Annotated in this window: 24 protein-coding genes, 1 tRNA gene and 1 other RNA gene; 19 read left to right on the top strand and 7 right to left on the bottom strand. The window is 64.9% G+C overall.

Annotated features, from left to right (window positions below; genetic code table 11):
- Nucleotides 1–174 precede the first annotated feature (174 nt).
- Entirely contained in the window at nucleotides 175–1,992 is a 1,818-nt protein-coding gene (locus AS181_RS24745; RefSeq protein ID WP_082653018.1) for an SIR2 family protein, read from the bottom strand.
- 315 nt (nucleotides 1,993–2,307) lie between these two features.
- Entirely contained in the window at nucleotides 2,308–2,688 is a 381-nt protein-coding gene (locus AS181_RS22090; RefSeq protein WP_058253644.1) for a site-specific integrase, read from the bottom strand.
- Between the two features lie 129 nt (nucleotides 2,689–2,817).
- Here AS181_RS22090 and AS181_RS22095 point away from each other — a divergent pair, with 129 nt between their 5' ends.
- The 13 genes from AS181_RS22095 (at nucleotide 2,818) to AS181_RS22150 (ending at nucleotide 13,253) form a co-directional block, all read left to right on the top strand.
- On the top strand, nucleotides 2,818–3,162 hold the full coding sequence (locus AS181_RS22095) for a hypothetical protein (protein WP_139114256.1): 345 nt from the start codon (nucleotides 2,818–2,820) through the stop codon (nucleotides 3,160–3,162).
- On the top strand, nucleotides 3,159–3,425 hold the full coding sequence (locus AS181_RS22100) for a hypothetical protein (RefSeq protein WP_058253646.1): 267 nt from the start codon (nucleotides 3,159–3,161) through the stop codon (nucleotides 3,423–3,425). Before AS181_RS22095 ends, AS181_RS22100 begins: the two co-directional genes overlap by 4 nt.
- Nucleotides 3,422–3,634: a hypothetical protein gene (locus tag AS181_RS22105; protein ID WP_139114257.1), complete on the top strand. Its 213-nt coding sequence runs from the start codon at nucleotides 3,422–3,424 to the stop codon at nucleotides 3,632–3,634. The genes AS181_RS22100 and AS181_RS22105 overlap by 4 nt, the downstream gene beginning before the upstream one ends.
- 458 nt (nucleotides 3,635–4,092) lie before the next feature.
- Nucleotides 4,093–4,290 carry a hypothetical protein gene (locus AS181_RS25030; protein ID WP_139114258.1) on the top strand — a complete coding sequence of 66 codons (198 nt, stop codon included), beginning with the start codon at nucleotides 4,093–4,095 and terminating at the stop codon, nucleotides 4,288–4,290.
- On the top strand, nucleotides 4,287–6,413 hold the full coding sequence (locus AS181_RS25225) for a type IV secretory system conjugative DNA transfer family protein (protein WP_175404382.1): 2,127 nt from the start codon (nucleotides 4,287–4,289) through the stop codon (nucleotides 6,411–6,413). Before AS181_RS25030 ends, AS181_RS25225 begins: the two co-directional genes overlap by 4 nt.
- A gap of 121 nt (nucleotides 6,414–6,534) precedes the next feature.
- On the top strand, nucleotides 6,535–7,353 hold the full coding sequence (locus AS181_RS25230) for a replication-relaxation family protein (protein ID WP_175404383.1): 819 nt from the start codon (nucleotides 6,535–6,537) through the stop codon (nucleotides 7,351–7,353).
- On the top strand, nucleotides 7,350–8,363 hold the full coding sequence (locus tag AS181_RS22120) for a DNA-methyltransferase (protein WP_058253650.1): 1,014 nt from the start codon (nucleotides 7,350–7,352) through the stop codon (nucleotides 8,361–8,363). The genes AS181_RS25230 and AS181_RS22120 overlap by 4 nt, the downstream gene beginning before the upstream one ends.
- A gap of 12 nt (nucleotides 8,364–8,375) precedes the next feature.
- Entirely contained in the window at nucleotides 8,376–8,957 is a 582-nt protein-coding gene (locus AS181_RS22125) for an antirestriction protein ArdA (RefSeq protein ID WP_058253651.1), read from the top strand.
- Nucleotides 8,958–9,035: 78 nt separating this feature from the next.
- Nucleotides 9,036–9,410: a helix-turn-helix domain-containing protein gene (locus tag AS181_RS22130; protein ID WP_082653019.1), complete on the top strand. Its 375-nt coding sequence runs from the start codon at nucleotides 9,036–9,038 to the stop codon at nucleotides 9,408–9,410.
- A gap of 44 nt (nucleotides 9,411–9,454) precedes the next feature.
- The gene (locus AS181_RS22135; RefSeq protein WP_058253653.1) at nucleotides 9,455–10,126 is read left to right on the top strand and encodes an ImmA/IrrE family metallo-endopeptidase; all 672 of its coding nucleotides are present in this window, start codon (nucleotides 9,455–9,457) and stop codon (nucleotides 10,124–10,126) included.
- Nucleotides 10,123–12,144: a recombinase family protein gene (locus tag AS181_RS22140; RefSeq protein WP_082653020.1), complete on the top strand. Its 2,022-nt coding sequence runs from the start codon at nucleotides 10,123–10,125 to the stop codon at nucleotides 12,142–12,144. Before AS181_RS22135 ends, AS181_RS22140 begins: the two co-directional genes overlap by 4 nt.
- On the top strand, nucleotides 12,145–12,675 hold the full coding sequence (locus tag AS181_RS22145) for a helix-turn-helix domain-containing protein (protein ID WP_058253655.1): 531 nt from the start codon (nucleotides 12,145–12,147) through the stop codon (nucleotides 12,673–12,675).
- Nucleotides 12,675–13,253, top strand: coding sequence for a PIN domain-containing protein (locus AS181_RS22150; protein ID WP_058253656.1), 579 nt, complete (start codon nucleotides 12,675–12,677; stop codon nucleotides 13,251–13,253). Before AS181_RS22145 ends, AS181_RS22150 begins: the two co-directional genes overlap by 1 nt.
- Nucleotides 13,254–13,373: 120 nt before the next feature.
- Here AS181_RS22150 and AS181_RS22155 read toward each other — a convergent pair.
- The 3 genes from AS181_RS22155 to pgm form a co-directional block, all read right to left on the bottom strand.
- Nucleotides 13,374–13,446 (bottom strand) — tRNA-Ala (locus AS181_RS22155).
- 114 nt (nucleotides 13,447–13,560) lie between these two features.
- Nucleotides 13,561–14,313 carry a DsbA family protein gene (locus AS181_RS22160; RefSeq protein WP_058253657.1) on the bottom strand — a complete coding sequence of 251 codons (753 nt, stop codon included), beginning with the start codon at nucleotides 14,311–14,313 and terminating at the stop codon, nucleotides 13,561–13,563.
- Between the two features lie 92 nt (nucleotides 14,314–14,405).
- On the bottom strand, nucleotides 14,406–16,049 hold the full coding sequence (gene pgm, locus AS181_RS22165) for a phosphoglucomutase (alpha-D-glucose-1,6-bisphosphate-dependent) (RefSeq protein WP_058253658.1): 1,644 nt from the start codon (nucleotides 16,047–16,049) through the stop codon (nucleotides 14,406–14,408).
- Here pgm and AS181_RS22170 point away from each other — a divergent pair.
- Nucleotides 16,048–16,806 (top strand): serine aminopeptidase domain-containing protein, encoded by a 759-nt coding sequence (locus tag AS181_RS22170; protein ID WP_091344483.1) that lies wholly within the window; start codon nucleotides 16,048–16,050, stop codon nucleotides 16,804–16,806. The two genes, pgm and AS181_RS22170, sit on opposite strands and share 2 nt — an antisense overlap.
- 2 nt (nucleotides 16,807–16,808) lie before the next feature.
- Here AS181_RS22170 and AS181_RS22175 read toward each other — a convergent pair whose 3' ends face one another.
- Nucleotides 16,809–18,590 (bottom strand): long-chain-acyl-CoA synthetase, encoded by a 1,782-nt coding sequence (locus tag AS181_RS22175; protein ID WP_058253659.1) that lies wholly within the window; start codon nucleotides 18,588–18,590, stop codon nucleotides 16,809–16,811.
- A 188-nt stretch (nucleotides 18,591–18,778) separates the two neighbouring features.
- On the opposite strand from AS181_RS22175, the gene AS181_RS25035 reads away from it, so the two are divergent.
- From AS181_RS25035 to AS181_RS22200, 5 genes are all read left to right on the top strand, one after another.
- Nucleotides 18,779–20,014 carry a CaiB/BaiF CoA transferase family protein gene (locus AS181_RS25035; RefSeq protein ID WP_058253684.1) on the top strand — a complete coding sequence of 412 codons (1,236 nt, stop codon included), beginning with the start codon at nucleotides 18,779–18,781 and terminating at the stop codon, nucleotides 20,012–20,014.
- Nucleotides 20,011–20,631, top strand: coding sequence for a class I SAM-dependent methyltransferase (locus AS181_RS22185; RefSeq protein WP_058253660.1), 621 nt, complete (start codon nucleotides 20,011–20,013; stop codon nucleotides 20,629–20,631). The genes AS181_RS25035 and AS181_RS22185 overlap by 4 nt, the downstream gene beginning before the upstream one ends.
- Before the next feature lie 64 nt (nucleotides 20,632–20,695).
- A complete protein-coding gene (locus AS181_RS22190; RefSeq protein WP_058253661.1) occupies nucleotides 20,696–21,619 on the top strand; it encodes a metal ABC transporter substrate-binding protein in 924 nt (307 codons plus the stop codon).
- Nucleotides 21,616–22,422, top strand: coding sequence for a metal ABC transporter ATP-binding protein (locus tag AS181_RS22195; RefSeq protein ID WP_058253662.1), 807 nt, complete (start codon nucleotides 21,616–21,618; stop codon nucleotides 22,420–22,422). Before AS181_RS22190 ends, AS181_RS22195 begins: the two co-directional genes overlap by 4 nt.
- Complete coding sequence (locus AS181_RS22200; RefSeq protein WP_058253663.1) at nucleotides 22,419–23,297, top strand: metal ABC transporter permease; 879 nt, start codon at nucleotides 22,419–22,421, stop codon at nucleotides 23,295–23,297. The genes AS181_RS22195 and AS181_RS22200 overlap by 4 nt, the downstream gene beginning before the upstream one ends.
- A gap of 55 nt (nucleotides 23,298–23,352) precedes the next feature.
- Here the strand turns inward: AS181_RS22200 and ssrA are convergent.
- Nucleotides 23,353–23,726, bottom strand: a transfer-messenger RNA (tmRNA) gene (ssrA, locus tag AS181_RS24755).
- Nucleotides 23,727–23,914: the final 188 nt, after the last annotated feature.

A 23,914-nucleotide genomic window follows, 5' to 3' on the forward strand; every position in this document is an offset into this window, starting at 1 on the left:
TGCAGAGCAACACTCGGCATGGTAACAGAAGCGAACGGCAAGTCGATACCTCACGTAACACTAGGCGGTCAGATAGTGCAGAAAGAGGCTCCGATTAAGGGGCTAAACGCCTAACAGATCGTACGTGGACACTCGTATTGCTACTACGATGGATTGCCGCCTGCTGCTTAATTATCAACTGTTGATAACACTCTTCGCCGCTTCTTCGATCGCCTGAATAAGTGTGTTTATCACATCTGCTCGCTGGGTGTACGCAGCCAAAATCGAGAGTTCGTGTACGCCTGAGTTTCGACCCACTGCGTCTACTCCTGTATCCGCAGTTTCCCCCAGTACTGTCATCTTGTTCGAGTTCAGAACAACGGCGCCAACTGTCATTGAGTCTGCAATGCTGGTTCCGTCTTCCCGCTCATAACGGTCCCCCTCAACCCTCACGGGGACTGCTATAGCCGATCTCCAAAGCTGGAATTCGCTCGTAGCCTTCAGGTTCATTGCCACAGCCATCCCAGAGAACACGGCTGTCGACGGCGGGTAGAGTGAGTCCGCCTCGATCACGACGTCGCGCGTGAAAGACCATTCTTCGTAATGCGTGTACGGAGACGCACCTACCAGCCGGATTGCGTAAGGCGCAGGATCTCCATTATGCGTCTCAGGAACCCGGAGCCAAAGGAAGAGTCCGAACCGCTCTTGTATGCCCGGAGTTGAGCCCACGGTCTCTTGCATGCCTGGAGTTGAGCCCACCAGCTCTTGATGCTTGGCTCGAATCTCATAATCAGCCTCGTACAACATACTTCCTAGACTGCTCCCAGGCGCCAGCTCACGACGCAGGGCTTCGGAGACACGCAATGCGGCATCATGCGCGATGTTCTTTCCGGAATGATCGTAGCCCAGGGTTTCGTATGCACTGCGCAATTTGTTCCCGAACCGTACTCCGTACGATTGTCTTTCCTCAGTCGTCGCACTACTTTCTGCTTTGATCTGAACCAAATGACTGACAGACAACTCGCTCATCAACTGATGCAACTGGGAGAACGACTTCAAAAAGACAGGTTTTACTCCGAGCGCCAGTTCAAAATACCGATACTTCGAAAGCGTGTAGGCGTAACTGGTTTTTAGCGAATCTGCGCCCTCCACTGGCCCCGGTACATGCAGGACAAAGCAAGGGGGGAGCTTACGACCGGTGCGTTGGATCTCCTCGGCGCGGTCCCACAGTGGACCAACCACGTTCGGATCAGTCAGGCTAACTCCGATAAAGATCACGCAACGTTCAACAAGCTCATCAAAAATGATCTTGCGCACCGCCGGTCCGTGCCTCAAGAAGTGTGACTCCGTCAGAATGACGGGCTGCAATGGCGTCATTTGCCGCCTGGTCATTCCGTGCAAGTGAAGGACGGCCCGTGCACCGAATTCTTCACGCGCAGCGCGCCACTCGTCAACCCCACACCTCGTTCCATCATCATGGACTCCGTTGAGGCTGAAGGCAGAGATGTCATCTTCGTCAAACTCTTCCGCCAGTGCTGATTCAATCACGTCGTCGAAATTCGTCGTGATGACCGAGAACCTGCCTGGCCCGCAGGCGCAAAGCGTCGCCAGCGACTGCGCCAAGGGCCCGGGCTCGGTAGCACTAGGCGCTGATGCATACAGCGCGTCGCGAACGATATCCGCGTCCGTTGATGACGAACTCGGAGAGATCAGCCGCAAAAGCGTCTCAGCGTGCCGTAATGGGTCATCACCGTCATCGAGAGCCAGCTGCCTGAAATCATCACGCTGGATTTTCTCAGCGACTAACTCCAATAGGCGTCCCCAATTAGGAAACCCCGAATCGATAGAAAAGCCGGCACCAACGAAGATCGTTACTGGGTTCTCGGGCTGACTTATGTATTCAATTAGATCTGACAGATGGGGCTGGTTACTAGGCGACAATGCATGACCAAGAAGTAGTCTTTCCGCACTAATAGAGCGCACATCTTCATGCACTGGACGGAAACGAGACATCCGTCGATTCCTCTCGCATAGAGTCTCGGCTAAGGCTAAGTCAGACGGGCTATGTCGGTCACTTCGAACGCCGAGGGTGTACCGGCATTGTACCCGTTCGACCCCATCGCGGCGCGGATGTCGTGCGAAGCCCGCGCGGCACTCAACAAAAGATGCTAGCGGGCGCGACTTTGCTCGATAGGGCTCAATCGCCACTTCGCTCGTCTCGCAAGGCGGCCACGTCTGTCCTGGTAATTATGCAGCAAGCCAGAATTCGCATGCGCTCACGGACGATCCACCACGCGTTCGGCACTAGACTTGGTCCGGAATCTGCACCTACCTCCCGATCCGCACGTTGGCCGCTACGTTTGATTGTTGCTGTCCAGTTGCTACCAGTCGGTCGTACAACTTGCGGACCGCCGTGACACGTCGCCTGATCGTGTTCTCGCTGTACTTTCGGCGTCGGAGCAAGGCTACGTACTGCCGTATATCCCGCTCGCTCAGATCGAGCGGGTCCTTCGCGCGTTCTAGGGCCCAAATACAAACATCGTCGAGATCCGACCAGTATGCCCGCGCCGTGTTGTAGGCGTAGCCGATCAGCACTTCTTCCCGCAGCTCCGAGAAGCGTCTGTATCGAACACCTAGCTCCTGGACAATTGGCATCAGGTTTTCGGGGTAGTAGACGACCCCGTCGGCATCCCGATCATCGGCTTCCACATGGCTATCCTACCGTTCGCAAGTGCTATCACGCTTATGGTTTTCCACCTCTGACCTGCGACCTAGCCTCGAAACTGCGAAATCCGCACCTCCAAGAGACTCGGAGGCAACGCACGAGGAGCATCAGCAGTGAACGAAATACAGAGGGCGTGGCGACCCAGCTCGGACTACTTGGTACCGCGCGAAGCTCGCGAGACGCGCCGCGAGCTGCAGCGGCTTGAAGGCCGTGTCGCTCGCGAGTTGGCCAGGATCGACGCCACGGCCGAAGTCCAGCAGGAACGCGTCCGCGCGCTCAACAGCATCAGCACATCGGCATTGGTCGCGACGGCGCAACTGAGTCAGGCAGAAGTTGCGCTGGCGCAGCTGACACCCCATGCATCGGGACGGTTGGCCGCGATCGCGGATCTCACCGCTGTCCTGACGAGCGAGATCGTCGTCGACAGCGCTCGTGAGCTTCGTCGGGGTCGACGATGAGCGCGCAGCTGGCCTTTGCCCTCATCCTCAGCATGGCGGTGCTGTTGGTGGTGGTCGCCGGCTTCATCATCGCCGTCACCGATGCAATCCGCGATCACCGCGCCCAAGATGCTTCCGCGCAGCTCGAACGGGTGCGCGTCCGCCGAGTCGAACACGACGCCGAGCAGCAGATCCGGACACTGACCAGCCAAGCGCTGGCCGCGATGCTGCAAGAGGCCCGCAGCACCACAGAATGGCCGGATGGTGAGTGGAGGCGTCCGTGACGACTCCCCCGCCCGCCGATCCGTCGTCGGTCGCTGCCGACCACCTGGGCGACATCGTGTTCTGGATCGTCATCGGGTTGGCGTTCCTCTGGGTCATCGCGATGGTCGCGGAAGTCACCTTGCAGCGATTGAAGCCGGTACTGGTGTTCATCGTCGTGGCCGCGTTGGTCGGGATGGTCGTCCTCAAGGCGGTGGCCGGATGGTTCTGAGCGCGCCAGTGTCGAAATCACAACGCCACGAACCGGTCGCCCGTTTCTCGCGGACACGATGTACCGCTCGGTGTTGTAGACCTGTCAACGATGTATTGACGCGGGGTAGAACCTACCCCACAGTAAGAACAGACGACGGGGCGCGACCGCCTCGCCACGCTGAGTCGTCACCCGAACTCGTTCGCGCAGAGCCATTCCCGCGCTCCGACTGTTCACCGGCCAGCACAGAATCGTCACTCACCCCGCACTAACTAACCGGATCGCGCGGCCCGCATTGGTGGCCGCTGTTCCTGGCCTCCCTCTACGTCACGTCACCCTGCTCGTCACTCAATACCCGGCGTCAGGTCTGTTCAGTGCGCCCATTTCCAGGGCGCGTGATTCCAGGGGGTGTCCAGTCGATCCGTCCGGTGGCCGCGCTGCGATCTCGTTCTCAGCGCGGCCACCAGAAAGGAGAAGACATGCACAGCAAAGACTCTCAAGAAGTACCCGCCGCAGTAAGCGGCGTCCGGCGCAGCCGTGACGACGCGGAAGCACTTCGCAAAGTCGCCCGCGCGGTCATCGCTATGGCAACTCGCGGCGTCACGCCCTCGTCGCTCACCGCCACCACAGCGAACGATGTTCCCGGAGATTCCGAAACGACGGAGACGGCATCATGAGTACGCCCACGATGAGCTGGCACGAGGTGTTCGTGCCCCGCGGGGCCGATCAGGCGGCCATGACGTCACTCGTGCGACCGCTGTTGTCGCGGCCGATGGTAGGGTTCACCGGGCGCGTCCCGGTCGTCACCTTCGAGCAGTGGGCGACGCGCGGCCTGGTGCGCCATCTCATCGGTGTCGAACATCCGCTGGGAAGCGCCTTCATCAAGCACCTCGTCTCGGGCGTCCCGCACATGCTCAGCCACGAACTCGACGCGAAGACGGTTGCAGCGATTCGCCGCCCGGTGTTCCTCGGATACGAGGTGGGGTTCGGGTCGGTGGCCGCGACCCTGCGCACTGACGTAGCGACCGACGTGAGTGCCGCTATGGGGGCGGCGCTGCACGGCTCGCAGGCCGACGCCACGGTCGTCCAGTGGGTCGTCGGTCCTGCGAAACAGCGCAGCACGCGGCCGCAGTCCTTTGACCTGGCGGCTGAACTCGGGCTGACGCCGAAGAAGCCGGAGACGGCCAAACAACGATCAGCCTGGCAGGCGAAAGCGCGCGAACCACTCTTCGCGGTACGCGGGCGGATCGCCACGACCTCGACGCGCCGTGCGCTGGCCGGGGTACGGCAAGCACTCCAGATTGCCGAGAGCGCCGAGGGACGCGTGGTGTTCACCCCGTCCGCCCGCACCCCTGAGCGAGTCGCGACGGTCGCCCACCGGCGGTGGGGCGGCATCGCCTCGGCCGAAGAGCTGGCGGTGCTGCTCGGCTGGCCGCTCGGCGGAGCCGAGCACGCATGGCAGCTCCCCATCGGTGACCCGCCACCCCCTCTCCCTCGTCATGGCCGCCCGCTAGGCGTCAGCCTTCACCCGGCGGCTCGCCAGCACCCGGTGGTGCAGCCACTTGGCACCGTCACCCGCGGGACGTGGCTGCTCGGACCAGTCGGCTCCGGCAAGTCCCATCTGATGGTGCGCATGGCGCTCGCGGACATCGCCGCCGGGCGACCGGTCGTCATGGTCGATCCCAAAGGCGACGCCGTTCGCGCGGTGATGGCGCGGATATCCGCTGCGGCTGTCACGCGCACGGTGTTCATTGACGGTGGCGCCACCGAGCACCCGGTCGGCTTCAACCCACTCGCCGGGCCTCGGGAGCACGCTGAGCGACGCGCCGACGAACTCGTCGGAGTCCTGCGCGGCGAGTTCGGGACCGGGATCGGCCCGCGCAGTGCCGACGTCCTGCTGCACGCGCTCATCATGGCGGCGCGTCTGCCGGACGGCACGCTTCCCGATATCCCCACCATCTTGACGAACCCAGCGTTCCGGCGACGCGTGGCCGCCGAGACGACCGACCCGGTGGTGATCGGACCATGGCTCGCTTGGTTCGACGGTCTGTCCGACCCGGAACGCTCACAGGTCGTCGCGCCGGTCCTGAATAAACTGCGGGCCTTCCTCAGCCGCACCAGTATCCGGCGTGTTCTCGGCCAGCCGGCTCCCGGCTGGGACTTCGACTCAGTCCTCGCGGCCGACGGCATCGTCTTGGTCTCGCTCAACCGAGGCGTAATCGGTCCTGAAGCTGCTCGCTTGCTGGGCTCGTTGCTCCTGAACCACCTCTACGCCGCGATCGAACGCCGGTTGAGCCAGTCCAACTCCCGACGGCCGGTCGGCTCGCTCTACATCGACGAGTGGCCGCAGTTCACGAACAGCCTGGACTTTGCCGATCTGACGGCGACGGTTCGCGGGTACGGAATCGGGCTGGCACTCGTCAATCAGAATGTTGGCCAAATCCCAAGTGCGCTGCGCTCCGTCATTGCGGCCAATCTGCGCACCCTGGTCACCTTCGCTCCCGGCCCCGACGATCGCGTGGCGGTCGCCAAGCTCGTCGGCAGCCCCGCCGTCACGCCGGAGGACCTGGCGCGTCTCAAGGAATTCGAGGCCATCGTCCGGCTCCATGGGCACCCGGGTGCCACGCATCTGGGCACCGTTGCGCTTCCGAAAGCACCGGCCAGTGCCGAGCCGCGCATCCGCGTCTCGCAGGCGCGGTACGGCAGGGAAGGGAACGCGATTGATGCCGCGCTCGTCGCCCGCTGGGACACGCCGCCGAGCGGGCCGGTCGGGCGGGTCAAACGAGGAGGGCAATCATGAACCGCCCTTGGACCCCGGCTACCGATCGGCCTACCGGTCGCCTCATCTCAGAACGTGGTCTGGCCTGCACCGATGCCGCCCCCTTGCACGCGAATCTAAGCACCTCATGGGAGCACTTAGCATGAGCCGCAATCGAACTGGGCAACGTGCCCGCCGACGACCAGAACTGTCCGAGCGCGACGTCACGACACTGCGTCTTCTGCAGCGGTTCCGACTGCTCTCGGTTGACCAGATCCAACGAATCACCATCACGGCCGGTTCGCCGGCCACCCGCGCTCGCCGAACGCGCGGAATGCTGCAGCGTCTCACCAACGACGGCTACGTTCGTCGACTCGACCGGCGGATTGGCGGCGTCCACGCGGGATCGACCGGGACGGTCTACCGGATCTCGGGACGCGGGAGCACCACGCTTGCCCGGCTGGACGGCACCGAACGCCGCCGCTCCAGTGGCGAACCCGGCGAGCGCTTCGTCCGCCATGTCCTCGCAATCGGCGAGCAGGCGGTCGCGCTCTACGAGGCTTCCTGGCACGCAAACATGACAGTGGACGAGTTCAGCCCCGAACCAGCCTGCTGGCGGCGCTACCCCGCCCCACACGGCGGCACCGCGACGATCCGGCCCGACGCCTTCGTTCTCACCCATGACGACAGCTACTCATTCGCGACCTTCCTGGAGCAGGACATGGCCACCGAGAGCACCAGCACGGTGCTGCGCAAGTGCCAAGCCTACGTCGCCTACTGGCGCTCGGGCGTCGAGCAAGCCCGCTTCGGCGTCTTCCCGCGGGTGGTCTGGGCGGTGCCGAATGCACGGCGGGTCGCGCAGCTCGAGGCCGTCTTCGCGCGCCTGCCCCGTGAGGTGCACGAGTTGTTCGTCGTGCGCGCGGGCGTCGTTGCTCCGCTCCTCCTCGGCCGGGACGGCACTGATGCGGAGGCACGATCGTGAGCGGGCAGATCATCGTCGGCGATGTCCGCCAGCACCTACCATCGCTCGCCGAGGGGTCGGTCGACTGCATTGTTACCTCACCGCCCTATCACCGGCTCCGTGACTACGGACATCCCGACCAGATGGGGCAAGAAGCGACGATTCACGACTGGGTCGACGAGCTGCGCTCCGTCGCCGCCATGCTCGCCCGGGTCCTTCGGCCCGACGGCACCATGTGGCTCAACGTGGGCGACGGGTACGCCGAACACACACGAGAAGGAGTCCGTAGAAAAGGGATGCTGCTCGGCCCGCAGCGCCTGGCCGTCGCCCTCGCCGATGACGGCTGGATCGTCCGCAACCAGATCATCTGGCACAAACCCAACGGACTGCCATCCAGCGTCCGCGACCGCCTGTCCACCCAGTACGAAGTCGTGCTCCTCATGACCCGGGCGGAGCGCTACTACTTCGACCTGGACGCCATCCGCGTTCCGGCAGCCACCCGACCAACCCGACGGCGGCGACCATCGACGCGGCCGCCCGGACGCCCCGACGCGCCACCTTCCGTCGGACCGCGCCCGGGAGACACCGACCGCGGGCTGGCCAGCATGAAACGACGCGGTGTGAGCGCGCATCCGCTCGGCAAGTCACCCGGCGACGTCTGGAGCATCCCGACCGCCGGGTATAGCGGCGCACACGACGCCACCTTCCCCATCGCGCTTGCCGAGCGCTGCATCCTGGCCGGTACCCCAGCACGGATCTGTCGCCGCTGCCAGAGGCCGTGGCTCCGCGCCATCCGCGAAGTCGGCGGGCGCCCCCTCAGAACCGGTCAGCTGCAGCCCCAATGCACCTGTCCGGGTGGCTGGCGACCGGGTCGGGTCCTCGACCCGTTCGTCGGCGCGGGCACCACTGCTCTTGCCGCCGAGAAGCACCGCCGGGACTGGCTAGGTGTCGAACTCAACCCCCGCTATGCGGATCAGGCGCGCGACCGCATCGAGCAGGCGCGCCACGAACACCACCCCATAACTGAATAAGGAGAACTACGCATGGAAACCACCCCCGAACAACACACCACCAACCCCTACGAGCGCGAGCGTTCCAAGGTAGCGCCGATGATCTACGTTGCCTCACTGGCGGACTACAACAACGGCCGTCTGCACGGCGAATGGCTCGACCCCACACAGGAACTCGACGACCTGCAGGCCGCCGTCACACGCATGCTGTCGAAATCGAAGGAGTATGACGCCGAAGAGTTCGCAATTCACGATTACGAAGGCTTCTACGACTTCCGCGTCGGTGAGTACGACCGTCTCGATACCGTCCACAGGATCGCCTGCGGGATAGCAGAACACGGGGAAGCTTTCGCGGCCTACGTCGACCTGGTCGGCACCGAGGAAGCCAGCCTCGATGGGTTCGAAGACAACTACCACGGCAGCTACACCAGTACCGGGACGTTCATTGACGAGTACGTCGACGCGATGGGCTGGAACGAGGAGCTGGAGAAGATCCGCGAGCGCACCGGACTCGGCTCCTACCTGACGATCGACACCGACGGCCTCGGTTCTGCCCTGCGCAGCGAGTGGAGCGTCGTTGATGGCAGCGAGGGTGTGCATGTCTTCTACCCCTGACACCCGACCGCAGTCGTTGTCCATTCCGCAACGAAACGACCTTGGCGGGGTAGCTTCTACCTGCGACAATAGAAGGACATGGACGTCAAAACCACTGCCTCAGAACCTGATTCGCCGACGCCGATCTCTGCACTACTTCGGCGCCTCCGACAGCAAGCGGGTATCACCATGTCGCAGCTCGCCACCCGAAGCGGCTACGACCGCTCCAACCTTCGCCGCGTTGAGGAGGGGAAGATGTCACTGACCCCGGAAACCGCACAAAAGCTCGCCGAAGCCCTCGACGTAGACGTCGAAGTGTTCTACGACGCGATCTGGCAAACCTCCGACGACCCCCTTCCGAGCCTGCCCGTGTACTTCCGCCACCGCTACCAGGACCTGACCCCGGAGCAGATCAGCGAAGTCGAAGCGATGGTGAATGCCATGCACCGACAGAACCAGCAGCACCGGCGCTGACCACCTCGACGTTGCACAAAGCTAAATATGAAGGGAGGGAACACATGTACAACCATCTGCCAGCGCCCACGCTGCGAAACCTGCGGCGCATGATGCCGCGTTTCGCCATGAGCTACCCAGAGGCTCTGCGCGCGGCTGAACGCCAAGCGGTGCGTCTGGCCCGGGCTTTCAACGCCGACCGGCACGTCGTGTCCAAGCGCGATCTCCTGAGCATCACGCGCGTCGAGATCCACGCCGCGACCACCGTCGCCAAGGACTACCCGGCCTCTGGCCACTGCTACTACGAGCGGGGCCGGTGGGTCATCGTGGTCGACACCACCGAACCGCTCACCCGCCAACGGTTCACCGTCGCCCACGAACTCAAGCACATCATTGACGCCGGTTGCGCCGTCGAACGCATCTACGCCCGCCTGAGTGCATCGCAGATCGAGCAGGTCTGCGACCACTTCGCGGCCTGCCTCCTCATGAGCAAGCAAGCCGTCTACCACCTCTGGGGCGAGGGTCTGCGTACCCCGGAGGCACTGGCAATGGCGTGCCACGTGTCGGTACGAGCGATGAAACGCCGCATGGCCGAACTTGGCCTGCCCCTCGACATCGAGGAGCCATCACGGCTCGATCTGCACCTGTACTGCGCCGACACCTTCCCAGATGCCGATGGACCCGATACCCTGCCCACCCCCTCTCTACCAGAGCCATCCACAGGAGCGCCCGCATGAGCACCGACAACGGTTCGATCGACTTCAGCGCGTTCAGCACCAGCTTGGAGAAACACCGCCGTAAGCAGAACGACGCACGAACCCAGGCCGCACGCAATGAGGTCGCGGCGCTCCTTCGAAAAGGCTCGGCACCAACTGAATTGGTGACAGCACAAGCAGCCTCACACCCGGATACGGTCGCGCGCACCCGCGGGCGAGCCGGGATCTACCTTCGCGTCAGCACCGCCGAACAGGCGCATGTCGGTGGGGAGGTCGAGGGCTACTCGATTCCCTATCAGCGCGAAGTCACGCGTGCCCGAGCGCGCGATCTCGGGTTGTTGATTCATGATGAGTACGTCGATGCCGGATTCAGTGGGCGCGATACCAAACGGCCTGACTTCCTACGCCTCCTCGAAGACATCATGGCCGGGAACGTCACTCACGTGATCGTGCACAAGCTTGATCGCCTGGGTCGCAGCAAGCGCGTCGATTTCATGATCGATGACGCACTCGAGCGGATGAACGGCCAACTCGTCTCCATTGCCGAGAACATCGATGGCACACCTGCCGGAAAGATGCAGCTGCAGACCCTGCGCGGCATCGCCCATTACTACTCCGACAACCTCGGGAGCGAGGTCCTCAAGGGACTCACGACCAAGCACGCTCGTGGAGGAACCCCAGGACGGGCACCCCTCGGGTACCTCAACAAACGCACGATCGATGACCTGGCCGACATCCGCTGGGTCGACCCCGATCCAGAACGAGCACCGCTCATTCAGTGGGCATTCGAAACATACGCTTCCGGCGACTGGAGCATCGCGAACCTCCGAGACGCGCTCGAAGACAAAGGCCTCCGCACCCGTCGAACACCCCGCGTGCCGAGCCGACCCGTCTCGATCGGGTCACTCCACAAGATCCTCTCCAACCCGTACTACGCCGGAGTCGTTACCTACCGCGGCGCATACCGGGAGGGGAAGCACGAGCCACTCGTCCCGCTCGAAACGTGGATTCGCGTGCAGGACATTCTCCACGCACACAACACGGCCGGGGAAAAGGACAACAAGCACAACCATCACCTGCGCGGCACGATCTGGTGCAGCCACTGCGGCCAACGAATGGTGTATTCCAAGAACAAGGGACGGGGCGGCACGTATGAGTACTACTTCTGCATGGGTAGGAAGGACGCCGACAATCCCTGCCCGCGCGGCTTCGTCCGACTCAGCAGGATCGAAGAAGGTATCGAAGATCTCTACAGGGCGATGTCCCTCACGACCGAGGACGCGACTGCTATCAGCGAAACCGTTCACGGTGAACTGAGCGCCCACGGCAAGCAGGCCGAACTCGACACGTCCGCCGCCAAGAAGCGGCTAACGCGCGCCCAGACTGAGCAGGAGAAGCTCCTTGCTGCGCACTACGACGGGGCGATACCGCTGGAATTGTTGAAGAAGGAAATGAAGCGTCTGTCCGACGTAATCGAGGCGGCGACAAACCAGCTTGCTATCTCAGGCCAAGGTCTCGATGAACTCCGCCACCGGGCCGATAGCGCCATCGAACTCGCTCACCACTGCCACCGTCTCTACGAGAGGGCGCGGCCATCCGAGCGGCGCATGCTCAACCAAGGCTTCTTCACTCGGATCTACATCAACAGCGACGGCACCGTCTCAGACGCGGAGCTGCAGCAGCCATTCGTTCACCTGCTTGCCGTCGACAAGCGGACGACCATCCAACACCGTCAGAAGCGTCTCAGGCACGCCATGCCCGAGCAGAACGAGTCCGATTCGGGCGACACTTCGACAGCTCATGTCGTGTCGCTCATCCCGCGCGGACAGCGGTACCACCAAATGCAACAGGAGCACAGCCAGACGGCCGTGCTCCTGAGCTTCACTCCCAGACCACGTCAGACACCAGTGCTGACGTTCGCCCAGGGTTTGAACGACGAACATTTGGCGGAGCCAAGGGGATTCGAACCCCTGACCCCCTCTGCCAGTACAGCCACCAAAGGGATTGCGGATATTTCGATTAGTCGGCAAACTTGCTAAATGAGCCCGACTACCGCACCGCGCAGAACAGGAACGTTCTTCCCCCCGACCGACGCCCCCGACCTCGACGCCCTCATGGATTTGTCGCGGTTCCTTGATCACCACCACGAGCCTGCCGCACTCGTCGGGCCCGACGGTGAAGAAGTGCCTCTCCCGCTCGAGGTCTATCGGACGCTGACACAGATCGTGGATGCGATGCGCGCGCACCGCGCGGTCGTTGTCGCTCCGGTCGACCAGAAACTCTCGACGCAGGAGTCTGCCGACTACCTCGGCATCAGCCGCCCTACTCTCATCAAACTGCTGGAGAGCGGCAGAATCCCCTACGAGACCGTAGAAGGCAGCCGTCACCGGCGCGTGAAGTTAGGCGATCTACTCGAGTACCAGTCACAGCGCGCAATCGAGCGGCGCGGGGCACTGCAAGCTCTCGTCGATGACGCCGAAGACAGCGGTCTGTACGACGTGCCCGCCGAGGACTATCGGGAAGCCATGCGCACATCTCGCCGCGAGATTGCCGAGGAGCGCAAGCGGTAGTGGCGGGGTTTCGCGTGATGCTCGACGCGTGTGTTCTGGTGCCGATCCACAAGGCCGATCTGCTGCTCACCTTCGCCGAGCAACGGGCGTACTACCCGCTGTGGAGCAACCGCATCATGGACGAGACGGTGCGCGGTATCAATCGGGCGACAAAGGGACGAGTCTCAGAGGCGACCGCACGCTTGCGGGTCGACGCCATGAACGATGCCTTCGAGGACGCGTGCGTCGAAGGCTGGGAACCACTTGAAGAGGCAATCTCAGGAATGCCCGATCCTGACGACCGACACGTTGTCGCAGCCGCCGTGAGAGGCCACGCGGCCGCGATCGTCACCGACAACACCCAGCATTTTCCCAATGCAGTTGTGGAGCCGCTGGGGCTGCACATACGCAGCTCCGACCAATTCCTGTTGGACCTACTCCACCGCAATCCGGCGCGTGCGGTGGCATCTGTAGCCCAAACCGCCGACAAGCGTCGTCGCCCACCGGTGACCACCGAACAGTTCCTCGATGCTCTCGCAGCTTCTGGCACAACCGATTTCGTCAGGGATATCGCACCCTACTTCGAATCCGGTAGCTAGAACACGTTGCCGCCTCCGTAGAGCGCGCAACCGTTTGTCCCTACGCAACTCGGTTCGACAGACTCTATCCCACCAACGACGAAGCCCGTCCCGACATCTGTCGGAACGGGCTTCGTTCGGTGGAGCTAAGGGGACTCGAACCCCTGACCCCCACACTGCCAGTGTGGTGCGCTACCAGCTGCGCCATAGCCCCGTATTTTGTTGTTCCGCCCTGTTCAAGGGCACTGGCGAAGTTACACCATCTCGGCGATACCAGCCAAATCGCCAGGACGCCGACCCGAGTGGTGTCGAATCGGCGTCCCGCGACTCAGGAGTTGCCGCCACCCAGGATGCTGTCGAGCCAACCGGTGCCCTCGAGGACGCCGTTGACGGGCTCGCCGTCGTGCAGCACGGTCGGCGTGCCGACCTGTCCGCCGGTCGCCTTCGACAGTTCGTCGGTCGACTTCTGGGCGTTCTCCTCGGCCTGGGCGACCTTTGCGTTGTCGGTGATGCAGGTGGCGGTCGCCGGCGTCGCGCCCTGTTCGGTCGCGAGCCGCGCGAGTTCGGGGCTGCTGATGTTGCCGGTGCCGTCTTCGGGCGGCTGGGCGGCGAACAGCGCGCTGTGGAACCGCAGGAACAGATCGGTGTTCTGCTCGTCGGCCACGCAGGTCAGCGCACCGGCAGCACGCGAGCTGTAGTCACCGGTCGCCGACCGCGAGTTCAGGAAGTGCAGTGTGTGGTAGCGCACGCGGAGTTTGCCCTCGGTGACGGCCTTGGTGATGGCCGGTCCGGACTGCTGCTCGAACACCTTGCACACCGGACACATCGGGTCTTCGAAGACGTCGATGAGCGGAGCGGTCTCGGGACCGACGATCATCGTCGAACTCGACGCCAGCGCGGCTTGATCGGTGTCACCCTGATCGCGTCCGCTCCACCAGATCCCGCCGATCACGAGGCCCGCGATCACCAGGACGGCGATGCCGCCGAGCACGTAGGTCATCGTGTTCGACGGCGCGCTCGGCTGATACTTCGAGTTGGTGGTGCGGGGCACCGATGCTCCCGGCTTGCGCTTCTTGCTCACATTCCGACAATAACGGCGTCGCGCTGAAAATTGTCTGAGGGAACGTCCGGCCGGAACGGGGCGGTGACCGCCACGGCCGGCCCGCTACTCGCTCACGCCCCCAGCGCCGCGTCGACGACCTGCTGCGCCTCGCTCTGCACCTGCGCGAGATGGTCTGCGCCCTTGAAGGATTCGGCGTAGATCTTGTAGACGTCCTCGGTGCCCGACGGGCGAGCCGCGAACCAGGCGTTCTCCGTCGTGACCTTGAGGCCGCCGATCGGTGCGCCGTTGCCCGGTGCGGTCGTCATGATCGCCGAGATGGGTTCGCCCGCCAGTTCCGTCGCCGTCACCTGCTCCGGCGACAGCTTCGACAGCACCGCCTTCTGCTCCCGGCTGGCCGGCGCATCGATCCGCGCATACGCCGTGGTCCCGTACTCCTCGGCGAGTTCGGCGTAGCGCTGCGACGGCGACTTGCCCGTCACCGCGAGGATCTCCGACGCCAGCAGCGCCATGATGATGCCGTCCTTGTCGGTCGACCACGGGCTGCCGTCGAAGGTCAGGAACGACGCCCCGGCGCTCTCCTCGCCACCGAAGGCGACGCGACCGTTCAACAGGCCGTCGACGAACCACTTGAAGCCGACGGGAACCTCGAGCAGCGGTCGTCCGATCCCGGCGACCACCCGGTCGATCAGCGACGACGACACGAGCGTCTTGCCGACCGCCGCCGACTCGGACCACTGCGGCCGGTGCGTGAACAGGTAATCGATCGCGACGGCCAGGTAGTGGTTGGGGTTCATCAGACCGGCGTCGGGCGTGACGATGCCGTGCCGGTCCGAGTCGGCGTCGTTGCCGGTCGCGATGTCGTAGGAATCACGGGAGGAGATGAGCGAGGCCATCGCGTTGGCCGACGAACAGTCCATCCGGATCTTGCCGTCGGTGTCGAGCGTCATGAACGAGAACGTCGGGTCCACCGTCGGATTCACGACCGTCAGGTGCTCGAGGTTGTATCGGAGGCCCAGCAGCGCCCAATAGCCGACGGACGCGCCGCCGAGCGGGTCGGCGCCGATGTGGATGCCGGCGTCGCGGATCGCTCGCATGTCGACCACGTCGCCGAGTCCGTCGATGTAGTTGAGGAGGAACGAGTAGTCCTGCACGAACTCGCTGCCGCGCGCGCGCTCGAACGGGATGCGCGCGACACCGTCGAGCTTCTGCTCGAGCAGTTCGTTCGCCCGCGCCGCGACGACCGAGGTGATCGAGGTGTCCGCGGGACCGCCGGTCGGCGGGTTGTACTTGAATCCGCCGTCCCGCGGCGGATTGTGTGACGGCGTCACGACGATGCCGTCGGACAGCACCCCCGGGTTGTCCTGGTTGAACATGAGGATGGCGCGGCTGACCGCCGGCGTGGGTGTGAACGAGTCGCTCTCGGCGGTGTAGACGGTGATCTCGTTGGCCGCGAGCACTTCGAGTGCGGTGCGCCAGGCGGGGACCGAGAGAGCGTGGGTGTCGAACCCGATGAACAGCGGACCGGAGATCCCGGCCGAGCGGCGGTAGTCGACGATCGCCTGCGTCGTCGCGAGGATGTGGGCCTCGTTGAACGCGTTGTCGAAGCTCGATCCGCGATGCCCCGACGTCCCGAACACGACCTGCTGCAACGGGTCCGACGGGTCGGGTGTGTTGTCGTAATAGGCACGCACCAGGGCGTCCACGTCGACGAGGTCTTCGGGCAGGGCCAAGGTACCAGCGCGAGGATGTGCCATGACCGCGATTGTGCCACTCCACACGCCGTTCGCCCGGTCGACGAACCGATCCGTCCGGACCCGGAGACCGAATCGCTACGGTGAGACGATCGTCGACGTCGCATCGAAGGGGCCTGCACACATGCTGATCGCCGGATTGTCGGGACTGCTGTCCCCCGGACGCCGATCCCCCGGCCTGCTCGTGCTCGTCCTGCCGGGCGGCACGGACAACAGCCACAAACCGTTCAGCCCCTGGCAGCCGTCCGCCCTGCGCATGTACCCGTTCACCTGGTCGCTGCGACTGCGATTCGGCCGGTCGGTGCGCGTCCACCAGGTCGGCTACCGCGTGTACGGCTGGAACGGCGACGACAATTCACCTCTGCTCCCCGCCCGTGCGGCACTCGACGAGATCTGCCGACGGCACCCGGGCGTGCCGGTGGTCGCGATCGGACACTCGATGGGCGGACGCGTGGCCGCCCATCTCGCCGCCGACCGCCGGGTCATCGGCGTCCTCGGCCTGGCGCCGTGGTGGCAGTTCGCCGACTGGCGACACATCCAGCCCGGCGCGCGGGTCGTCGCGGTGCACGGCGACGCCGACACCCGCACGCTCGCGAAGCGGACCCGCAAGGGCATCGCCGAGCTCTCGGCGCTGGGCGTCGACGCCGAGTTCATCCCAGTCCCCGGCGGCGGTCACGCCATGCTCGATCACATCGGGCTCTGGCAGCGCAGCGCGCTCGACTTCGTCGGCGAGCGCCTGTCCGCGCTGCGCGGCGCCTGACCTCAGCGCGTCGGCCGGCCGGCCAACTCCTCGACGAACTCCGGATAGAACTCGACGTATTTCTCCCCGACGAGCACGTAGAGCGGATCGTCGCCGGTCTGCCCGTAAGCCTGTTTGCGGAGTTCGGTGCGCATGTTCTTGAACGTCGAGGTGTGTTCCAGCGCCTCGACGATCCGGACGAACAATGGCACGGCGTACGCGGGCAGACCGTCGCGAACGTGCCGGGCGAGACCGTCGGCGTCGAAGGTCTCGCCGTCTCGCAGGCTCACCGCCGCCATGCCGGCCTTGCCGTCGACCCCCGGAACGGGCACACCGAACACGACCGCCTCCTCGACGGCGGGGTGCGCGTCGAGCACCGCCTCGACCTCGGTGGTGGCCACGTTCTCACCCTTCCAGCGGAAGGTGTCACCGATGCGGTCGACGAAGCCGATGTGCGAGAAGCCCTGATCGCGGACGACGTCGCCGCTGTTGAACCACCTGTCGCCCTTGCGCTTCGCGTCGCGGACGATCTTTCGTTCGGTCGCGGCCGGGTCGGTGTAACCGTCGAACGGTACCCGTGAATTGATCTGCGCGAGAAGCAATCCGGTACCACCCTTCCCGACCGGCCGCACCCGCCCGTCGGGACCGCGCAGCGGCTCGCCGGTCTCCTCGTCGTATTCGACGATCGTGTACGGCAACGGCGAGAACCCGGCCGTCTTGGACAAGCCGAAGACGTTGATGAAACCGATGTTCGCCTCGCTCGCCGCATACAACTCGACGACGCGGTCGATACCGAACCGCTCGGTGAAGGCATCCCAGATGTCCGGGCGCAGACCGTTGCCGACGGCCAGCCGGAGGCGGTGCGCGCGATCGGTCGGCTTCGGCGGCTGCGCGAGCAGATAGCGGCACAGCTCACCGATGTAGGCGAACGCGGTGGCGTTGTTCTCGATGATCTCGTCGATGAACTTCGACGCCGAGAACTGCTTGCCGATGGCCAGGCAGGCTCCCGATGCGAGGACCGACGAGACCGAGATCGTGAGAGCGTTGTTGTGGTAGAAGGGCAACGCCGTGTACATGACGTCGTCGCCGCGCAGACGGATTCCCAGCCCGCCGATGCCGTTCATCGCCACCAGCCAGCGGTAATGACTCATCTTGCTCGCCTTCGGGTAACCCGTTGTGCCCGAGGTGAAGATGTAGATCGCGGTCGACCCGACCTCGATCGAGTCGGTGACCGGCCGGTCGAGCGGTGAGCAGCGCGCGGTCAGTGTGGCGAGTTCGGCGAAGGTGAACTCCTTGTCCGGCCGGCATCCGGTCGGCACCGATTCCAGCGCCTCCAGCAGATCGAACTGATAGAGAACCACTTTCGGCTCGATGAGTCCGAGACTGTGTTCCAGCACCGCACCGCGCTGGTTGAAGTTGAGCATTCCGCAGATCGCCCCGATCTTGACGATCGCGAACATCGCGATGACGACATCGGGGTGATTACGCGAGAGCACCGCGACCACGTCACCGCGCCCGACACCCTCGCGGGTGAGGAAATCCGCGAGCCGGTTGGCCCGAGCGTTGGCCTCGCGGTAGGTGATCGACACACCCTCGAACCGGAGGAAGTCCCGGTCAGGGTACTTCTGCGCACTCTGCTGGAACCGCTTGCCGATGGACATCTTCGTGGTCGGCGGTGTGGGCAGCATCGCCGGTAGGGTCCGCAGAATCGTGCCGGCGTCACGACGCAACGACGCGACTCCCGACACCATGTCGGCCAGCCGGATGTCCGGCAGCAGTCCCGTGCCCGACGCGTGATCAACCATGTTCTTCCCGCCCCTTCGGTGTGTTCGACGACACACACCCTAGCGTCGGCCGGTGCTCATTGACACATCGGGCGTGATTTGTTCCAAACATTCCGAGTGCGTCGGCCAGCAGGCGAGAGCGCACCGCGATCCGCCGGGCACCCGGGTCGACCCTTGGCGCACGCCGGGTGACCGGCCACACTGTCTGGATGACCGACACCTCGCCGAGACCGATGAGCGACCGTCCCGCCGGCCCGCTTGACGGCGTCACCGTCCTCGAACTGGGCACGCTCATCGCCGGACCACACGCGGCACGGCTGTTGGGTGACATGGGCGCCGACGTCATCAAGATCGAACCGCCCGGCAAGCCCGATCCGATCCGCACCTGGGGACAGGCGGAGGTCGACGGTCACCGCTTCTATTGGACGGTGCACGGCCGCAACAAGAAAGCGGTAACCCTCGATCTGCGGGCGGACCGAGGGCGCGAGCTGTTCCTCGATCTCGTCGAACGGGCCGACATCATCGTCGAGAACTTCCGTCCCGGAACGCTCGAGCGGCTCGGTATCGGCCCGGACGTACTGTCCGCACGCAACCCGGGCATCGTCGTGGTGCGCGTCTCGGGCTACGGCCAGACCGGCCCGGATTCGACACGAGCCGGGTACGCCTCCGTCGCCGAGGCCGCCAGCGGTCTGCGGTATCTCAACGGCTACCCCGGACAGCTCCCGCCCCGGCTGGCGCTGTCACTCGGCGACACCCTGGCCGGCATGTTCGCCGCGCAGGGCGCCCTCGCGGCACTGTACCGGCGTGCGGTGACCGGCAGGGGGCAGGTCGTCGACACATCCCTCATCGAATCATGTGTCGCCGTGCAGGAATCGGCCATCGCGGACTACGACGCAGGTGGCGTCGTCCGCGGCCCGTCGGGCACCCGGCTCGACGGCATCGCTCCGTCGAACCTCTACCCGACCAGTGCGGGCACGCACGTCATCATCGCCGCCAACCAGGATTCGGTGTTCGCCCGGCTGTGCGCGGCGATGGGACAACCCGAGCTCGCGACCGACGACCGCTTCGTCGATCACGCCGCGCGCGGACGCAACCAGGACGAGCTCGACGAATTGATCGGCGAATGGTCGCGGCAGTACACACCGGAGAAGCTGACCGAAGTACTCGGTGCCGCGGGAGTCGTTGTCGGACCGGTGAACTCCGTCGCCGAGGTGGTCGCCGACCCGCATCTACAGGCACGGGGGATGATCGCCGAACACTACGACGAACGCGCGCAGCGCACCGTCCTCGGTCCCGGCGTCGTGCCACAGTTCAGCGACACCCCCGGTGGCATCCGCAACGCCGGTCCCCCCGCCCCCGGTTGCGACAACGAGGCCGTCTACGGCGGATTGCTGGGGTTGTCCGCCCGCGAGATCGAGGATCTGCGGGCGTCGGGAGTCGTGTGAGTTCGCAGCCCGGTTACGACGAGCTCGCCGATCTGTACGCCGAGACCTTCCCGTCCCCGTTCACTAACATCCTGCAGCGCCACGCCTTCGGGGCGTTCGTCGAGCACGTCCGCGACAGCGGTGTCGCAGGAACGGTGCTCGACGTCGGTTGCGGGCCGGGGCTCCTGACCGCCGAGTTGGTCGCACTCGGGTTCGACGCGGTCGGCGTCGACCCGAGTACGGCGATGCTGCGGATCGCGAGGTCGAAGCACCCCGGCGTCCGGTTCGTCTCCGGCGACGCCCGCATCGACGCTCCGGAGCTCGCCGACGTCACCGTCGCGGCCGTACTGGCCCGCTTCAGCCTGATCCACGTGCCACCCGACTCCGTGCCCGAGATCGTGGGCGGCTGGGCGGAGCGGATGGCCGCGGGCAGCACCGTCCTGGTCGCCGGTCAGACGACCCCCGACGACGAGATCGTCGAGTTCGACCATCGGGTGGCACCCGCGTGGCGTTGGCACCCGGATCGGATGGCGGCGGCCCTGGCCGATGCCGGTTTCGACGAGGAGTGGCGCACCGTCAAACGTGCCGATGACGCCCATCGCTTCGCCGAGTTCCATCTCCTCGCGATACGCCGATGACGCTGTTCCAGGGCACGTACCCCCCGAACTAGAAAGTTCGGCGAACCGAAACTATAGTGTCGGCATGCCCAAGCTCGTGCGTCGCCGGTTCGTCACCGTCGGGGCACTGCTTGCTGCCGTGTGCACGATCCTCGCGGGATGCACGCTGTCGAGTCGGCTGCCCGATGAGAAGGTCGTGCTCACCACGTTCACCGTGCTCGCCGACATCGCCTCGGAGGTCGCCGGCGACCGTCTGCAGGTGGAGTCGATCACCAAGCCGGGTGCCGAGATCCACGGCTACGAGCCGACTCCCGGCGACATCCGTCGGGCCGCGACCGCGTCGCTCGTCCTCGACAACGGTCTCAATCTCGAAGCCTGGTTCGCCCAGTTCGTCGACGGCCTCGACGTCCGGCACGTCGTTGTCAGCGAGGGTGTCGAACCGATCGACATCGCGTCGGATGCCTATGCGGGCAAGCCCAATCCGCATGCGTGGATGAGTCCGGTGAATGTGCAGATCTATGTCGACAACATGGTGCGCGCGTTCACCGAGCTCGACCCCGACGGCGCCGGCACCTTCGAATCGAACGCGACCGCGTACAAGCGGCAGCTCCAGCAGGTACAGACCGATCTCACCTCCGCACTCGCCGGACTACCCGCCAACGAGCGGGCCCTCGTCACCTGCGAAGGTGCCTTCTCGTATCTCGCCCACGACGCCGGACTCGTCGAGCGCTACATCTGGCCGGTCAACGCCGAGCAGCAGGCGACGCCGCAGCAGGTCGCCGAGACGATCGACTTCGTCCGGGCGAACCGCGTTCCGGGGGTCTTCTGCGAGTCCACGGTCTCCGACGCCCCGATGCGACAGGTCGTGAACGCGACCGACGCTCGGTTCGGCGGCACCCTGTACGTCGACTCGCTCTCCGAGGCCGACGGCCCCGTACCCACCTATCTCGACCTCATCCGCCACGACGTCGCGACCATCGTGTCGGGCCTGACCGGGAGCAACACGTGAACGTCTCAGCGACAACCGGTTCCGCCATCGAGGTGACGGACGTGACCGTGCGGTACGGCGACATCCTCGCGCTCGACCACGCGTCGGTACGAGTACCGTCCGGCCAGGTGTGCGGCCTCGTCGGGATGAACGGATCGGGCAAGTCGACGCTGTTCAAGACGATCGTGGGGTCGGTGACCCCGACGACCGGCACGGTCCGGCTCGGCGGCCGGACCCCCACCGCGGCGCGTCGAGCCGGCGCGCTCGGTTACGTGCCGCAGTCCGAGGACATCGACTGGAGCTTCCCGGTGTCGGTCCGTGACGTCGTGATGACGGGTCGCTACGGCCATCTCGGGTTCACGCGCCGCCCCAAGCGGGCCGACCACGACGCCGTCGACGAAGCCCTCGCACGCGTCGAGCTCACCGACTTCGCCGACCGCCAGATCGGCCAGTTGTCCGGCGGGCAGCGCAAGCGGGCCTTCGTGGCCCGCGGCATCGCGCAGGAGGCCGAGATCCTGCTGCTCGACGAACCGTTCGCCGGCGTCGACAAACGCACCGAGGGGACCATCACCGCACTGCTACGCGAACTCGCCGATGCCGGGACGACGATCCTGGTGTCCACGCACGATCTCCAGGTCCTGCCCGAGCTGGCCGACGAGGCGATCCTGCTGATGCGCCGCGTGATCGCGCAGGGCGCGCCGACCGAGGTGATCACCACCGACAACCTCGTCCGCGCGTTCGGCCTCGATCCACTCGCCCGGCCGACGTCTGAACGCCTCGACTCCGAACGCCTCACCACCGATCGCCACGAGGAGGTCTCGTGAACATCGTCGACATCCTTCTCGACCCGTTCGCCTACGCGTTCATGACGCGTGCCCTGTGGGCGACGCTGATCGCCTCGGTCGTGTGCGCGTTGTTGTCGTGCTGGCTCGTGCTGATCGGCTGGTCGCTGATGGGTGACGCGGTCTCGCACGCGGTGCTGCCGGGCGTGGTCCTCGCCTACATCGTCGGCGTGCCGTTCGCCATCGGCGCGGTGATCTTCGGCTTCCTGGCGGTGGCACTGATCGGCGCTGTCCGCGACGGCGGCCGGGTCAAGGAGGACGCCGCCATCGGCATCGTCTTCACCACCCTCTTCGCCTTCGGCCTGGTGCTGATCTCGGTGACGCCGAGCCAGACCGACCTGAACCACATCATCTTCGGCAACCTCCTGGGTGTCTCGACGTCGGATCTCGTGCAGATCGCGATCCTGGGTGCGATCGTGGCGACCTTGCTGCTGCTCAAGAGACGCGACTTCACCCTCTACGCCTTCGACCGCACGCACGCCTTCGCGATCGGACTCAGCCCGAAACTGCTCGGCGCGGCCCTTCTCGCGCTGCTCGCCCTCACCGCGGTGACCGCGCTGCAGGTGGTCGGCATCGTGCTCGTGGTCGCGATGCTCATCATCCCCGGCGCGACGGCCCGACTGCTCACCGATCGCTTCGGCCGGATGCTCGTCATCGCGCCCGCGATCTCGGCGATCTGCGGGGTCATCGGCCTCTACGTCTCCTACTACCAGGACACCTCCCCCGGCGGGATGGTCGTCCTCGTCCAGGGCATCGCGTTCTTCGGTGTCTACCTGTTCAGCCCGACCCACGGCGTCGTCACCAAACGACGCAAGCATCGCGAGAGCGCGACGCTCGATGCGTTGAGTACCGGTTAGCGAACCGGCCGGCGCGAAACGAAAGGCGCCCCACCGAGTCCGGTGGGGCGCCTTCTCGTGGAGCTGCCGGGAATTGAACCCGGGTCCTCCGTCGTGTTGTTAGGGCTTCTCCGTGTGCAGTCCGCTATGTCTCTACTCGGATCTCTCGGTCACGCGAACAAGCCGAGATGACGATCCCAGTCGCTGTTTGATGTTCCGACCTCACCCGCGACCGGCGAGGACGGTGAGCTCCCATGGATGATGCCGGCAACCGGGTCTGGGAGCATAACCCGGGCCGACAGACTAGCCGGCGCTACTCAGGCAGCGAGGGCGTAGTCGCGCTGATTGGAATCGGCGCTTAATTGGTTGCTGCGACGCTCACGGTGGTCTCCAGCCTGCACCGACACGCTTCCCCTATCTCGACGCACGAAGTCGAAACCGATCAGCCCCGAGTAGGTTGCCGCCGACGGATGTCAGCGAGCACTTCAGTCTAACAACTCGTCACTCAGAGTTCATTCCCATTACCGGTCGGCTACCGTTCGCCGCGATCACCAGCGCATTCACAGCTGACCGACAGCGTCGACCAAGACACCGCCGGGATCGTGGAGACCTCGTGAGCCGAGGACGGACTCGGCCGA

Source organism: Gordonia sp. SGD-V-85, from assembly GCF_001456905.1.
Classification (GTDB): Bacteria; Actinomycetota; Actinomycetes; order Mycobacteriales; family Mycobacteriaceae; genus Gordonia; species Gordonia hongkongensis.